The organism is Thioclava sp. F34-6 (genome assembly GCF_002213235.1).
Taxonomy (GTDB): domain Bacteria; phylum Pseudomonadota; class Alphaproteobacteria; order Rhodobacterales; family Rhodobacteraceae; genus Thioclava; species Thioclava nitratireducens.
On the sequence record NZ_NBOA01000007.1, the window covers coordinates 117027 to 130502 of the forward strand.

At 64.6% G+C, this 13476-nt stretch carries 15 protein-coding genes; 5 read left to right on the forward strand and 10 right to left on the reverse strand.

Annotated features, from left to right (window positions below; all coding sequences use genetic code 11):
- The first annotated feature begins 15 nt into the window (after positions 1-15).
- The 4 genes from B6V72_RS15520 to B6V72_RS15535 are packed head-to-tail and all read left to right on the forward strand — an operon-like array spanning position 16 to position 2507.
- A complete protein-coding gene (locus B6V72_RS15520; RefSeq protein WP_088735963.1) occupies positions 16-561 on the forward strand; it encodes a flagellar basal body-associated FliL family protein in 546 nt (181 codons plus the stop codon).
- A gap of 2 nt (positions 562-563) precedes the next feature.
- Positions 564-1517, forward strand: coding sequence for a FliM/FliN family flagellar motor switch protein (locus tag B6V72_RS15525; protein WP_088735964.1), 954 nt, complete (start codon positions 564-566; stop codon positions 1515-1517).
- Complete coding sequence (locus tag B6V72_RS15530; RefSeq protein ID WP_088736058.1) at positions 1501-1878, forward strand: flagellar motor switch protein; 378 nt, start codon at positions 1501-1503, stop codon at positions 1876-1878. The genes B6V72_RS15525 and B6V72_RS15530 overlap by 17 nt, the downstream gene beginning before the upstream one ends.
- Entirely contained in the window at positions 1872-2507 is a 636-nt protein-coding gene (locus B6V72_RS15535) for a hypothetical protein (protein ID WP_088735965.1), read from the forward strand. The genes B6V72_RS15530 and B6V72_RS15535 overlap by 7 nt, the downstream gene beginning before the upstream one ends.
- 78 nt (positions 2508-2585) lie before the next feature.
- On the opposite strand, the gene flhB is transcribed toward B6V72_RS15535, so the two are convergent.
- From flhB to B6V72_RS15575, 8 genes are read right to left on the reverse strand one after another with little or no spacing between them, the layout of a single operon-like run.
- Entirely contained in the window at positions 2586-3719 is a 1134-nt protein-coding gene (flhB, locus tag B6V72_RS15540) for a flagellar biosynthesis protein FlhB (protein ID WP_240496989.1), read from the reverse strand.
- Between the two features lie 10 nt (positions 3720-3729).
- Positions 3730-4491 carry a flagellar biosynthetic protein FliR gene (locus B6V72_RS15545; RefSeq protein ID WP_233243101.1) on the reverse strand — a complete coding sequence of 254 codons (762 nt, stop codon included), beginning with the start codon at positions 4489-4491 and terminating at the stop codon, positions 3730-3732.
- A 3-nt stretch (positions 4492-4494) separates the two neighbouring features.
- A complete protein-coding gene (gene flhA / locus B6V72_RS15550) occupies positions 4495-6585 on the reverse strand; it encodes a flagellar biosynthesis protein FlhA (protein ID WP_088725601.1) in 2091 nt (696 codons plus the stop codon).
- A 7-nt stretch (positions 6586-6592) separates the two neighbouring features.
- On the reverse strand, positions 6593-7402 hold the full coding sequence (locus B6V72_RS15555; protein ID WP_088735966.1) for a lytic transglycosylase domain-containing protein: 810 nt from the start codon (positions 7400-7402) through the stop codon (positions 6593-6595).
- On the reverse strand, positions 7402-7671 hold the full coding sequence (gene fliQ, locus B6V72_RS15560; RefSeq protein ID WP_075775861.1) for a flagellar biosynthesis protein FliQ: 270 nt from the start codon (positions 7669-7671) through the stop codon (positions 7402-7404). The genes B6V72_RS15555 and fliQ overlap by 1 nt, the downstream gene beginning before the upstream one ends.
- A gap of 16 nt (positions 7672-7687) precedes the next feature.
- Positions 7688-8008, reverse strand: a complete 321-nt coding sequence (locus B6V72_RS15565) for a flagellar hook-basal body complex protein FliE (RefSeq protein WP_088720395.1) — start codon at positions 8006-8008, stop codon at positions 7688-7690.
- 7 nt (positions 8009-8015) lie between these two features.
- Complete coding sequence (flgC, locus tag B6V72_RS15570) at positions 8016-8426, reverse strand: flagellar basal body rod protein FlgC (RefSeq protein ID WP_075775863.1); 411 nt, start codon at positions 8424-8426, stop codon at positions 8016-8018.
- Between the two features lie 21 nt (positions 8427-8447).
- Positions 8448-8819, reverse strand: coding sequence for a flagellar basal body protein (locus B6V72_RS15575; protein ID WP_088720394.1), 372 nt, complete (start codon positions 8817-8819; stop codon positions 8448-8450).
- 86 nt (positions 8820-8905) lie between these two features.
- Here B6V72_RS15575 and B6V72_RS15580 point away from each other — a divergent pair, with 86 nt between their 5' ends.
- Entirely contained in the window at positions 8906-10255 is a 1350-nt protein-coding gene (locus B6V72_RS15580; RefSeq protein ID WP_199224671.1) for a FliI/YscN family ATPase, read from the forward strand.
- Positions 10256-10276: 21 nt separating this feature from the next.
- On the opposite strand, the gene B6V72_RS15585 is transcribed toward B6V72_RS15580, so the two are convergent.
- Both B6V72_RS15585 and B6V72_RS15590 read right to left on the reverse strand, forming a co-directional pair.
- Positions 10277-12133 carry a hypothetical protein gene (locus B6V72_RS15585; protein WP_088735967.1) on the reverse strand — a complete coding sequence of 619 codons (1857 nt, stop codon included), beginning with the start codon at positions 12131-12133 and terminating at the stop codon, positions 10277-10279.
- Positions 12130-13476, reverse strand: a complete 1347-nt coding sequence (locus B6V72_RS15590) for an FkbM family methyltransferase (protein WP_088735968.1) — start codon at positions 13474-13476, stop codon at positions 12130-12132. Before B6V72_RS15590 ends, B6V72_RS15585 begins: the two co-directional genes overlap by 4 nt.

A 13476-nucleotide genomic window follows, 5' to 3' on the forward strand; every position in this document is an offset into this window, starting at 1 on the left:
GAGGCGCGGTAGCCGATGACAGATGCGGCCGTTGATGGAGAAGAGCTTGCCGAAGCGCCTGCCGGGCGCTGGCGTGTCTTGCGTGACCACAAGCGTCTCGTGATGGCGGCGGGCGCCCTCGCGGTCGTGGCCATGTTCTGCGGTGGATTCGTCGCTTTCGGTGGCGTCTCTGCCCTCACCGGGGGCAACCCCGCAGAGTCGGCAGGCCATGGCGTTACGGGCGCGGGTGCCGCGGCTGGCGGGGACGCGCTACTGGATTTCGACGACATCGTGGTGAACATCACCGGGACGACCGCGGACGGTGCATCCGCCGCGCGCTACCTCAAGATTCACCTAGCGCTGGTCTATCCCGAATCGCCAGAAGCCGAAGCCGCGATGGCCGAGAAGAAACCCTTCATCCGCGATACCTTCACCGGGTTCCTCCGGCAGATGACGGTCGAGGATCTGCGCGGCAGCATCGGTCTCATCAAGCTCAAGGCGGAGCTGCTCAAGCGCGCCCGCGCGGTCGTCGGGGACAATACGCCGAGCGAGGTTCTCATCAGCGATCTGGTGGTGCAGTGACGATGGCGGAGCAGGCGGACATGGCGATGGCGGCGACGACGACGGCGGAGGTCGAGGACGAGATCATCCGCATGTCGATGCTCAATTACGAGCGTCTGCCGATGCTGGACGTGATCTTCGAGCGCTTCGTTCTGTCCTTCTCCAGCTCGCTCAAGTCGCTGACGGGTTCGGTGCTGGACGTGACGCTGGGCGAGGTCGAATACCTGCCCTTCGCCGACGCGATGAAAAGCCTGCCAAAGCACGGGCTGATCGCGGTCGCGCAGGCCGATCCTTGGGATGACCAGTTCATCCTTTCGCAGGATCCGGTCTTCCTGTTCTCCGCGCTCGAACTGATGCTGGGCGGGCAGCCGACGGGGCGGGCGAAGGATGCCAAGAACGGCTTCACGACGATCGAGCGCCGGATGGGAGAGCAGGTCGCCGAACGCATCCTCGCCGACATGGCGGTGGGCTTCCGTCAGATTTGCGAGGTCTCATTCCAGGTCGACCGGATGGAGAGCAATCCGCAATTCGCGAACATCGCTCAGCCCAACAGTCCCACGGTCCGCGTACCGCTCAAGGTCAGCCTCGAAGGCTACCACGGCGAGGTTCATCTGATCCTGCCTTACTCGACGCTGGAGCCGGTGCGCCCGCTGCTCACCAAGATATTCTTCGGGGATCGGCTCGGCGCGGACAGCTCGTGGCGTACGCAGCTGAAACAGAAGATCGAAGGGTCGTCGGTGGCGCTGACCGCGCAGCTGCACGAGCTTGTGGTACCGATGCGCGAGATTCTGGACTGGAAAGTGGGCGACACGCTCGACCTCGGGATCGACGACACCCAGCCGGTCCTTCTGCTCTGTGCCGGGAGTCCGGTTCTCGAAGGCGAAATGGGCAAGAAGCAAAACGGGTCGATGGCGCTGAAAGTGACCGCGAACCTCATGGGAAAGGACGAGTGGAGCAATGATGTCCATGCTGATTAACGCGATTATTCTCGTGTCTCTTGTGGGGCTGATGGCCTATGGCGTGGTGATCACGCGACGGGTCAAGAAGCTGATGCTCGTGCTCGAGGAAATGGAGCCGCTCGTCGCCGCTTTCTCCGCGGCCGTGGACAAATCGCAGCTCTCCGTCGAGGAGATGAAGGACGCGGTCGCTGAGGCGCAGAAAGCGCCCGCGCCCGAACCGGCGCCCGCGCAAGAGACTGCGCCCGCCCTGACCTTCAACTCGCGCCGCGCCGCGCCGAAAGCGCCGATGGGGCTGACCCGTGTGACCGGCAAGGCCGAGCTGGTTAAAAGCTTCTTCGAGCAGACCCGCGTGCGCCGGGAGGCGCAGGGGCAATGGTGAAGAGCCGCCCCCTGCAGGTTCTCGTCGGTGTGCTGCTGCTTTCGGGCGGCGCGAAGCTCGCGACCAGTCTTCCCTCGGACATGATCCCGTTCCCGGACTCACTTTTGCAGTCGGCTCTCGCAAGCGGGGCGGAAAAGCCGACCGCGGTAAAGGCTTCGTCGGCGGACGCTCCCGGCGATGCCAAGAGCAGCTGCCCCCCGACGCCGGAGGAGCTTTTGATGTCCGTGCGGCAGGAGCGCGACCTTCTTGCGGAACAGAAGAAGAAGCTCGACGCCCGCAGCGCCGAGATCGAGCTTGCCAAGCAGGGGCTCGACACCCAGTCGCAGCATCTCACCGAGTTGAAGGACAAGGTGACCAAGCTGCTCGACCAGGTCGACAAATCGCATACCGCCGACGTCGATCGCCTCGTGTCGATCTACAAGAACATGAAGCCGGCGGCGGCGGCTTCGATCATGAACGACCTCGATATAGAGGTGACGGTCATGGTGCTGGCCACGATGAATGAGCGCGACGTCGCCCCGATCATGGCCGCGATGACCCCGGTGCGCGCGCGGGCCGTCTCCAAGATCATTCTCGAACGTTCGAAGCTCCCGGGCGACCAGAAGCTTGTCAACGTCAAGCTCAACTGAAACGCGCGGGCGTTCCGGCCCGCGCTGCTACCTGAATTTGCATCCGGTTTGGGGAAAAGGGGCGTTCAGCCCCTTTTCTCATTCCTCGTCGACCCGCAGGACAGAGCCTTTCGGCGGCGCGCGCCGGATGTTGCGACGCAGATCCATGACATAGCCAATGATCTCCGCAACCGCCTGCCAATGCTCGACCGGCACGGTGTCATCCACTTCGATCGTCGCGTGCAACGTACGCGCGAGGGGCTTATTCTCGACGATCGGCACCTCGTTCTCGCGCGCGATCTGCCGGATGCGGGCGGCCACGGCATCGGCCCCCTTGGCGACGCAGACCGGTGCGGCGTCGCTGCCCTGTTCGTATTTCAGCGCCACGGCATAATGCGTCGGGTTCGTCACGATCACGCTGGCGGTCGGCACAGCCTGCGCCATGCGCTGGCGGGCGCGCCTGCGTGCGATCTCCGCACGGCGGCCCTTGATCTGCGGATCGCCCTCGGAGTCCTTCATCTCGTCGCGGATTTCCTTGAGAGACATGCGCAGTTTGCGCCGCCACTCGAACCGTTTCCAGATGATGTCGCCGATGGTGATCGGGACGAGGAACACCATCGCTGCGCTCAGCAGCCATCCGGCCCAATGGGCGGCGTAGCTCGGAATGTTCTCGGGCAGGAAATTCTCGCCCTGCCAGATCCCGGTGACCGCGCGTTTCGCCACCCACAGCGCGAGCACGCCGATGACGAGAACCTTGGTGATGCTCTTGGCGAACTCGACCAGTGCGCCGGGCGAGAACATCTTCTTCAGCCCCCCAAGCGGCGAGAGCTTCGACAATTTCGGCTTCATCCGCTCCGACGAGACCACGGTTTCGCCCTGGATCAACACGCCGAACAGCGCGGCCAGAAGCATCACGCCGAAGATCGGGGCGGCCCATCCCGCGATCTCGCCGAAGAGCATGCTGAGGATGTCGCCAATATCGCGCGCGCCTGCCGACCCTTGGCCAATCTTAACCTGGCCCGCCCCGGCGAAGACCTGACCAAGCGAGGTCATCGCCCGGCCCGCCACGAGTGGCAGGATGAACATCACGATCATCAGCAGCGAGAAGACCGACATCATGTTGCCGGTCTCGCGCGAGGAGGGCACGTCGCCTTTCTCGCGCGCCGATTTCAGCCGCTTGTCTGTCGGCTCTTCGGTCTTGGAGGATTTATCCTGTTCGTCGCCTTCGGCCACGGCGCGCTCCTTAGGGTATGACGAAAGTGCCGAGCCAGTCGGTGAACCGGCCGAGGAAGACATGCAGCATGCTGGGCGACGCCGCCGCAAGGATCAGCAGGCCCGACGCGATCAGCGCGGGTGCTGCGACGAAGAAGACAGGCAGCGCGGGCATCATCCGGTTTGCAAGCCCCATCCCGAGATTGAAGATCAGCCCCATGACGAAGAACGGCGCCGCGATAGCCGCCCCGATATAGAGGCTGGCCGACGCGGCCTTCACGATCTGCTTCGCCATGTCGCCCAGCAGCAGGGTGCCCGGCGGAAAGACGTCGTAGGAATAGAGCAACGCGCGGATGATGACGTGATGCGTGTTCGTGACGAAAATCAGCGCGACGCCCGAGATCAGCAGGAAGCTCGCGATCATCGTGGAGCCTTCGAACGACCCGAGGCTCGGCGCGAAAGCATTGGCGAGACCCGAGACCTGCCCGGCCTGATGCCCCGCAAATTGTAGCGCGCTGAACAGCACCCGTGCAGTCAGCCCGATCCAGATACCCGTCGTCACCTCAAACCCGAGATAGATCGCGAAAGTAACGAGATTGTCGGGCTGCATCGGCAATACTGGCGTCGCGGGATAAAGCGCGAGGCTGAACACCACTGCCATCGCCAGACGGCTTCGGGTCGGCACCTGCATCTCGCCGAAGCCCGGCATGAACATCATAGCGCTGCCCAGCCGGGCGAAGACTATGAGATAGCCGAATAGCTGCGCGTCGAGAAATGTGCTCAGCCCGCTCACCCCTCAGGCCCCGATCGTCCCGACCGTCTTCATGGCGGCCTTTCGGTGCACCTCGTTATGCGAGATCACCTGAGTCATCGGGCTTACGCGTTCGAGCATCGAGCGGACATAGCCACGCACTTCCGGCGCAACCATCAGCGCGGGCCATTCGTCGCGTGCGGCGTGGCGCTGGATTTCCTGACGCGCCTCCAGCACGAATTCCTGCACGCGCTGCGGCGACATCAGGAAGGTCCGATCCTTGCCGTTGATCTTCACCGCTTCGCCGAATTCATGCTCCCACGCACCCGACATTGTCAGCACCGGCACGAAGCCCGAAGCATCCGCCAGCGCGCGGCAGATCTGGTTCGCAAGGCGGGCGCGGACCCGCTCGGTGATCACGGCAGGGTTGGTGCTCGACGGCGCGGCCTCGGCCACCGCCTCGATGATGAGCGGCAGGTTGCGGATCGAGATACGCTCGGCCAGCAGCGATTGCAGCACCTGCTGAAGCAGGATTTCCGGGGCGGGGTTGGAGATGTCGCTCGCGAGTTTCTGGTAGTCCCGGTCCAGCTCGGCCAGAAGCTTCTTCACCGCGCCATAGGTGAGCAGTTCGGACATATGCTCCTTGATGATCTCGGTGAGATGGGTGGTAATCACGCTCTCGGGGTCCACGACCGTATGGCCCTGCTGTTCGGCCTCGGACGCGCGCGCCGGGTCGATCCAGACCGCGCTCAGCCCGAAGGTGGGCTCCTTGATCCGCTCGCCGGGCAACTTCACTTGATCGCCGGACGGGTCGATCACCATCACGAGGTTGGGGCGCAGCTCGCCTTTCGCCGCTTCGACGCCCTGCACGAGGATCGAATAGCTGTTCGTCGGCAGCATCGGGTCGTCCTTGATGCGCACCGAGGGCAGGACGAAGCCGTAATCCTTCATGAAAAGATTGCGCAGGCTTTTGACCTTGCCGGGCAGGGCGGCATCCATGCTCGAGATCAGCGGCACCAGTCCCGCGCCGAGGCTGAGGCGCAGCTCGTCGAGCTTGAGTTGCTGCTGCGTCGTCTCGGCCGAGGTCTCTTCCATTTGCGCCGCGCGGGCTTCTGCTGCCGCCTCGTCGCTGGCGCGCAGTGCGGCCTGCTCCTGCATCACATAGCCCAGCCCGGCGAGCAGCCCGGCCAGCGCGAAAAACACCACGATCGGGAAGCCGGGCAGCAGGCCGATCCCGCCAAGAAGCACCGCCGCCATGTAGAGCGCCTTCGGGAAGTTCGACAGCTGCCCGAGAACCGCCTCGTTCGCCGCGCCCTCGGTGCCGCCTTTCGTGACGATCAGGCCCGCTGCCAGCGACACTACCAGCGCCGGAATCTGCGTCACCAACCCGTCGCCGATCGTCAGCACGGTGTAGTTACCCGCCGCCTGAGAGACGCTCAGCCCGTGCTGGACGACGCCGATCAGGATGCCGCCGACGACATTGATCAGCGTGATGATGATCCCGGCCACCGCGTCGCCGCGCACGAATTTCGACGCACCGTCCATCGCGCCGAAGAAGCCGCTCTCGTCCTCCAGCTCCTTGCGGCGGCGCTTGGCCTCCACCTCGTCGATCAGCCCTGCGCCCAGATCGGCGTCGATCGCCATCTGCTTGCCCGGCATCGCATCGAGCGAGAAGCGCGCGGAAACCTCGGCGATCCGGGTCGAGCCCTTGGTGATGACGACGAAGTTGATCACCACGAGGATCGCGAAGATCACGATACCGATCACGAAATCCCCGCCCACGATGAAGCGCGAGAACCCCTCGATGACCCCGCCCGCCGCGCCGGGGCCGGTATGGCCCTGGCTGAGAATGAGCCGCGTCGAGGAGATGTTGAGCGACAGCCGCAGCATCGTCACCACGAGCAGCAGCGTCGGGAAGGAGTTGAACTCCAGCGGCTTAGGGATCCACAGCGCCACCATCAGGATCAGCACCGAGACCGACAGCGAGATCGCGAGGCCGAAATCCAGGATGATCGGTGGCAGCGGGACGAACAGCATCCCGAGGATCAGCGTCACGCCGATCGCGAAGCCGATATCGCGGTTCTTGATGCCGAGCCCCACGAGGTTCTGGCCGAGACTGGTTTGTTTTTGGCTCATTGCGCGCTCAATTCGTTCGCGTGAAATTGGGAAGCACGGGCTGCAGGTCGTTCGTCGAATAGATCGAAAGCCGCATGTCCTGATCCGCCGTCAGATCGGCCGACCAGAAGACGGGCAGTTTGCGGCGCGTGGGGCGTGGCGAGGCGGTCATGGTGGGCGCGTCCACGGAGGCGGCGCCTGCGAGTCGGACGAAATAGTCGCCCCGTTTCTGCGCCACCGCGAGATTGCGCCTGAGCGCGGTCAGATAGGTCTGGCGCGCCTCCGGGGTGAAGGAGTGATACGAGCCTGCGGCGAGCCACCAATCCCCCGTCCGCCGATGCAGATCGACCAGAAACCGCGCCGCGTAATCCACATTCGCCGCCGGATCGAAGGACTGGGCCAGCGAGTCAAACGCGTCCGGATGCCATTTGCGGTTCACCTGCATGCAGCCCGTATCGATCGAGGTGACGCCCGCTGCTTGCTTCTGGTGGACCCAAGCCATCGCCGCTTCGCGGCTGTCGAACACGCGCCCTTCGCCCGCGGCATTCACGCTCCACGGCCAGACGGTCAAGCGACCTTCATTGCGAAACCCCGCCTCCTGCAGCCCGATCGCGAGCAGCAGGTTGTCGGGGATGCCGTAGCGGTCCTGCGCCGCGAAAATCTGGCGCAGGCATTGCTGGTCATTGCCGAACTTGGAGGGGACGACTGTGGTTGCCTCGGGCACGGAGCGGCTGGAGGTGTAGAACCCCGCCCAGCCCTCGGCCCGCGCGGGGCCTGTCGCGGCGAAGCTCGCGATTGCAAGCGCCGCCAAGGCGCGAAACCACCCCGCCCGCGCCATCAGGTGGGCCCGTTCATGATGAGATCGAAGACGGTATCCGACAGGTGCGAGAGCGTCGCGTAGATGAAGGGCAGGGCGAGCACGAGGCCCACGAAGATCGCGACGATCTTCGGCACGAAGGTCAGCGTCATCTCCTGCACCTGCGTCAGTGCCTGGAAGATCGCGATGCCAAGGCCGACAAGAAGCGCGAGCGCGAGGATCGGGCCGGCCCCGAGCAGGATCGTCCAGATCGTGTCCGACATGATCGCATAGACATCAGCTTCTTCCATGACGTCCCCGCCTGCCTCAGATCGGCATCCGCATGATTTCCTGGTAGGCCTCGACCAGCTTGTCGCGCATCGCCACGGTGACCTTCACGGTGGATTCCAGCGCCATCGTCGCTTCGACGACCTGCTGCGTGCTGGCCTGTCCCGTCAGACCCGCCTGCGCGGTGGTATCGGCCGCACGCATGGTCTGGACCGCGTCTTCGGCGGCGCTCTTGAGCATGTCGCCGAAGCTTTGTCCCGCGGATTTGGCCTCCTGCGCGGAGGCAGGACCGCCGCTCAGGTTGCGCGAGGCGCCATAGGCGCCCCGGATCGCTGCGTTGGAGAGGACTGGATCGCTCATGCGTCACCTATTTCAGAAGGTCGATCATCTCGCGGCGCATCTGGCGACCGGTCTCGAGCATGTTCAGGTTGGCCTCGTAGCTTCGCGCCGCTTCGCGCATGTTGCTCATCTCGATGATCGGGTTGACGTTCGGCAGTTTCACGAAACCCTCGGCATTCGCCGCCGGATGAGCCGGGTCGTATTTCAACACGAAATCAGAGGTGTCGCGACCGACTTCGGTGACATCGACCATCGAGGCGCCTGTCGCGTCATCGACCATTTCGCCGAAGGAGATGGTCTTGCGGCGATAGGGATCCGCGCCCGGCGTCGAGCCGGTCGAATCCGCGTTGGCCACGTTTTCCGAGACGACCTTCAGTCGCTCGCCCTGCGCGCGCAGCCCGCTTGCCGCGATCGCACCGATTGATTTCAGAGGGTCCATGCTCATAGTCTGCTCCGCACGTTACTCTTTGCCGCTGGCGGCGTTGATAAGCTGGTAGGCCTTTCGATAGAGGTTCGCCGCCAACCGATATTGGTCCGCATTCTCGCTCGCGATCACGGATTGCTGCTCCAGCGCCACGTCGTTGCCGTCGAGACTGCTGTCCCATGCGCCGCTGGCATTCACCGTCTCGACGGTGGTTTCGTGCGACGGGCCGCCGGTTGCGCGCGCCGCGTCGCTCTTCTCGAGGAAGCTCTGGAAGTCGGTGACGTCCCGCGCGCGGTAATTCGGCGTGTCGGCATTGGCGATGTTCTCGGCCAGCACCTTCTGGCGGGCCGCAAGCCACTGCATCCGATCCGAGGCGAGGTTAAAAAAGGATATCGTATCAAGTTTCACGTTGGATCGCTCCGTTTTCATGGATAGTATACTGGTGTGAGAATGGATTGGTAGGGTTTATCCTTGTGAATACAATTTTTTCTTCCTTGAATTATGCGGTTGACGAGGCCGATGAGGCAAGAATTGTCGGTCATGTCCATTCGGTCACGGGCCTGTCGCTGACTGTCGTCGGGCTCGAACGCGCGATGGGAATCGGCCAGCGCTGCATCGTGCACGGGCGGCGCGGTCCGGTTCTCGCCGAGGCGGTCGGTTTGAACGAGGCTGGAACCCGCGTTCTGCCGTTCGGCAGCTGGGATGGCGTATCGGTGGGGGATCGGGTCGAACTCGACCAGCACGGCGATCTGATCCACCCCGATGAAAGCTGGATCGGTCAGGTCGTGGATGCGCTGGGCCGGCCCGTGCGCAGCGGCACTGGCTGGACCCCGGGGGAGATGGCGCGCGACCTCAAGGCCGCCCCGCCGCGCGCCTTCGACCGAAAGCGGGTCGGCGCGAAGCTCGAGACGCAAATCAAAGTCTTCGACATCTTTACCCCGATCTGTCGTGGCCAGCGCATGGGTGTCTTCGCGGGCTCCGGCGTCGGGAAATCGACATTGATGGCGATGCTCGCGCGCAATACCGATACGGATGTGATCGTGATCGGGCTGGTGGGCGAGCGTGGCCGCGAAGTGCAGGACTTCATCCAGAACGATCTGGGCCCCGAGGGCATGGCGCGCGCGGTCGTCGTGGTGGCGACGGGCGACGAGCCGCCCTTGCTGCGCCGTCAGGCGGCGTGGACCGCGACCGCCGTGGCCGAGCATTTCCGCGATCAGGGCAAGCAGGTGCTGCTGCTGATCGATTCCGTTACCCGCTTCGCGATGGCGCAGCGGGAGATCGGCCTCTCCGGGGGCGAGCCGCCGACGACCCGGGGCTACCCGCCCACCGTATTCGCGGAACTGCCGCATCTGCTGGAACGGGCGGGACCCGGCGTCGAAGGGACGGGCGATATCACCGGGCTCTACACGGTGCTGGTGGACGGCGACGACATGAACGAGCCCATTGCCGATACCGTGCGCGGGATCGTGGACGGGCATATCGTGCTCGACCGCCACATCGCCGAACAGGACCGCTATCCGGCGGTGAATGTGCAGAAAAGCATCTCGCGGATGCTGCCCGACTGCCACACCGACGCCGAGTATCGGATCATGCAGGCGGCCCGGCGCGCGCTGGGGAAATATGCCGATATGGAAGATCTGATCCGGGTGGGCGCTTACCGTCCCGGCGCCGATCCCGACACAGATGCGGCGATCCGCTTCCACCAAAGCGCGACGGTTTTCCTGTCGCAGCGGAAATCGGAGCAGCTTGGATCGATGCGGGCCTTCGCGGAAACCTACAGGCTGCTACTGGAAGCGGGTTTCGACGTGCCGCTTCCCGAAGAGGTAGATGGCGAGGGCGCGTAAGCCCGCGGTCCCGAGCGCCTCTTAAAGCGCGGCGATTTCCGACAGTGGGCCGCTCCAGTCGCCGAGCTGCGCCTGGCGATGAAGTTGCAGGTTTCCATACCAACGATCCGGGCTTCCTTGACGGCCCCAATACCACATGCACGCCGCCCCTTTCGGGATCAGCACATGGGTGTCGGGATGCCCCAGCGCACCGCAGAGATGGGCGGTGGTGTTGTCGATGCTCACCACCCGATCGAGCGCCATGATCTGTGCGGCGAACCCGTCGAGATCGGCGAACTGGTCGATTGCGGCATCGTGGAAAAGCGTCAGGTCAGGACGGCTGCGGGCGGCTTGCGCCAACTCCGCCTCGCGGTCGCCATATTGCAGGTTTACCACCAAGGCACCTTCGGGCAGGGCCCTCAGCATCGTTTCGAGCGCGAGCGAGCGATGCGCTCCGGTGATCGCGTCGCTGCTGTGCCATGCGACGCCGACGATCGGTCGCCCCTGCGCCATCTCGCGATAGCGGGCCCGGGTCATCTCGACCTGCACCGGATCGGCGTTCAGATACCCGCCAAGCGGTCGCGCCGCGAGCGCCTCGACGCTGAGATAGCGCACGAGGTCACCGACGAAGATCATTTCCTCCGGAGCGACGCCCATCTTGTCGACCTCGGTGGTCTCCGCGAAGGCGATCCCAAGGCCGGAACGCTCGATCAAGGGCTTCATCCGGGCCTCGCCGACGAAGGTGACCTTTGCGCCGGCGGGCAGGGGAGCGCGCCCGATGATGGGCAGCAGCGCAAGCTGGTCGCCGATCCCCTGCTCGTCGACGAGAAAGAGGCGATCGCGGGTGGCGAGCCGCTCGGGCTCGGAATTTTCATAGGGAATGCGGCGGCGGTTCGCGTCGGGCTGGCGGCCTGCGTAATAGGGGGCTCCCGCCGCGAAATCGCCTTCGCCCATCAGGAAGGTGCCGTAGGCGCGCCGCACCCAGAGCCCGCCCCCGTCAACGAGGTGAAGGGCTTCGCGAAACGCGATCCGCGCCGCGCGAAAGTCTTCCCGGTCGAGGTGGCAATTGCCGGAAAATCCCAAAACCCGCTGGAACTGCGCGGGATCTTCGAAGCGATGCGAGAGGGTCTCGAGGGCGCGCTGGGTCTCGCCGCACGCACGTAGAGCCGCCATCCGAAGGGTGACGATTTCGTCGCGATGCGCGGGGGGCAGATCTGCCTCGGCCAGCAAGGCATCGGCGCCGACGATGAGGCTCCTGTAGTGCTGGCGGAAGAGTTTCGCCTTGAGCAAGCCGATGCGGTGCGCGATCGACGCCGGCGAAAGTCGCGCGGCTTCCTCGTAGGCGAGCGCGGCTTCGGCATTGCTTTCGCCTGTAGCGAAGGCGTCGGCCGTGATGAACCAGATCTCGGCCGTCTTCATGCGCTCAGCCATCTTGCGCAGATTTCGTCCGGCCGTGGTCGACCGGTCGAGCCGCCCCATCAGATCGGCATAGAGGCGGGCCATCGGAACGTCTTCGCTGCCACGCTCGATTGCCTGCGCAAACAGATCGATGGCCGCGAAGATGTCGGCCTTGAGAACCCGCGCCTTACCCAGCCCTGCAAGCCCCATCGGATCGGTGGGCGCGATCAGCAGGGCGCGTTCGAAGAACTTCGTCGCGGCTTCGGCCTCGCGGCGGTCGAGCGCCACGGTGCCCAGCACGAGCCACGGGTGACGGTTCGCCGGATGCGCCTGGCTGACCTCATGCGCCAGCCGCGCCGCGTGCGGGCCGTCAGCCGCAGCGAGCGCCTCATAGGCTTCGTGCATCGTCAGCGCCGCTGCGCTGTCCGCGATACCGTAATACTTCGCGGCTTTCGCGGCCCGGGCGCGCCGGTCCTTGCGTGAGAGGGTGGTCTGGATCATGCGCGTTCCCTCGGAATGGCGAAATAGTCGATCGAGTGGACGTAGAACACGCTGTCGACCAGCACGTAGTCATGCGCGCGGCACCATTCCTGCGCGAAGGCGAGGAGGTTGTCGCGGCGGGTCTCGACCCAGATCAGCGGGCGGTCGCGCGCGATCAGCCCCTCGGCCCCGGCGAGCACGTCCAGCTCCATCCCTTCAGCGTCGATCTTGAGAAAGTCGGCGCGGGCATCGGCCATCAGCGCATCCAGCGTCACGACCTTCAACTCGCCCGCTTCGTCAGCGATCAGTGTCGTGGCCCCGAGGTTGTTCTCCTGCGTGGTTTCGGCGCGGAAGCTGCCCTCCGCGCGGCCAACGCCGAAGCCCATGCCGCGCCGGTCGATCAGGTCTTCGATCCCGTTCGCGGCGATATTGCCATCGAGAAGCGTCAGTGCGGCGGGGTTCGGCTCCACCGGATAGATCCGCGCCGGGTTCAGATGCTGTGCGTACCAGACGACGTGGTTGCCGATATTCGCGCCGACCTCGACGATATGCGGGTGCTTCACGCCGATCAGATCGCGCAGCTTCTCGAGCGAGCTATCCTCGAAGAACCTCCCCTGAAGGTGGGTGTTCTGGATGATGTCGAGCGGATTGGTGATCTGCATCTTCGCCGCCACGCCCCGATGTTCGAGCGGCGCCCAGAGCGGATCGCGCTCGACCGCGTCGGCCCACATCCGCTCGACCTGCCGGGCCCAATCGGCTCCGGTCGCAGAGCGCGGCCCGGTGGAGTGCTGATCGCGGCGGTTGATGAAGAAGATCTCCGGGCGTTTCGCGCAGTGCCCGTTCTGCCAGAGTTGCAGGTAAAGCTTGTAATCCTCGCCCGTATCCATCGCCTCATCGAAGCCGAAGCGCGCCACGAGTTCGGTGCGGATGAAAGCGCCGATCTGAACCGCGAAGAAGGGTGGCGTGGCGAGAAACTCTGCATAGCTGGAAAGCTCTGCCGGCTGACCGTCACGCAGTTGCGGCTCGCCCGCCGAGTCGAATTCGCAGATCAGCCCCCAAAGCGCATCGAGCGTGGGCTCATCGGCAAGTCGCGCGCCGAAAGCCTCGAACGCGTTAGGGGTCAGCATGTCATCCGCATCGAGGAAGAAAATCCATGCGACGCCCGCCTCCTGCGCTTGCCGGATCGCGGTATTGCGACGTGCAGACCGGCCGTGCAGCCCTTGCGTGTCATCCATCGCGTAGTGATGGACATGGTCGAACGGCCCCTTGGAAAAGCCGATCGCGGTCTCGACGGAGGGCGCGCAGCTTTCTTCGAACAACTGGCGATGGCCGGGGCCGATCGGGGTGATGATTGCGCAATCCAT

Excerpts from the sequence above, each read along its gene's own strand:
- B6V72_RS15520 (WP_088735963.1), top strand. The coding sequence starts at position 16 with ATGACAGATGCGGCCGTTGATGGAGAAGAGCTTGCCGAAGCGCCTGCC.
- B6V72_RS15525 (WP_088735964.1), top strand. The coding sequence starts at position 564 with ATGGCGGAGCAGGCGGACATGGCGATGGCGGCGACGACGACGGCGGAG.
- B6V72_RS15530 (WP_088736058.1), top strand. The coding sequence starts at position 1,501 with ATGTCCATGCTGATTAACGCGATTATTCTCGTGTCTCTTGTGGGGCTG.
- B6V72_RS15535 (WP_088735965.1), top strand. The coding sequence starts at position 1,872 with ATGGTGAAGAGCCGCCCCCTGCAGGTTCTCGTCGGTGTGCTGCTGCTT.
- flhA (WP_088725601.1), bottom strand. The coding sequence starts at position 6,585 with ATGAGCCAAAAACAAACCAGTCTCGGCCAGAACCTCGTGGGGCTCGGC.
- B6V72_RS15555 (WP_088735966.1), bottom strand. The coding sequence starts at position 7,402 with ATGGCGCGGGCGGGGTGGTTTCGCGCCTTGGCGGCGCTTGCAATCGCG.
- fliQ (WP_075775861.1), bottom strand. The coding sequence starts at position 7,671 with ATGGAAGAAGCTGATGTCTATGCGATCATGTCGGACACGATCTGGACG.
- B6V72_RS15565 (WP_088720395.1), bottom strand. The coding sequence starts at position 8,008 with ATGAGCGATCCAGTCCTCTCCAACGCAGCGATCCGGGGCGCCTATGGC.
- flgC (WP_075775863.1), bottom strand. The coding sequence starts at position 8,426 with ATGGACCCTCTGAAATCAATCGGTGCGATCGCGGCAAGCGGGCTGCGC.
- B6V72_RS15585 (WP_088735967.1), bottom strand. The coding sequence starts at position 12,133 with ATGATCCAGACCACCCTCTCACGCAAGGACCGGCGCGCCCGGGCCGCG.
- B6V72_RS15590 (WP_088735968.1), bottom strand. The coding sequence starts at position 13,476 with ATGGATTGCGCAATCATCACCCCGATCGGCCCCGGCCATCGCCAGTTG.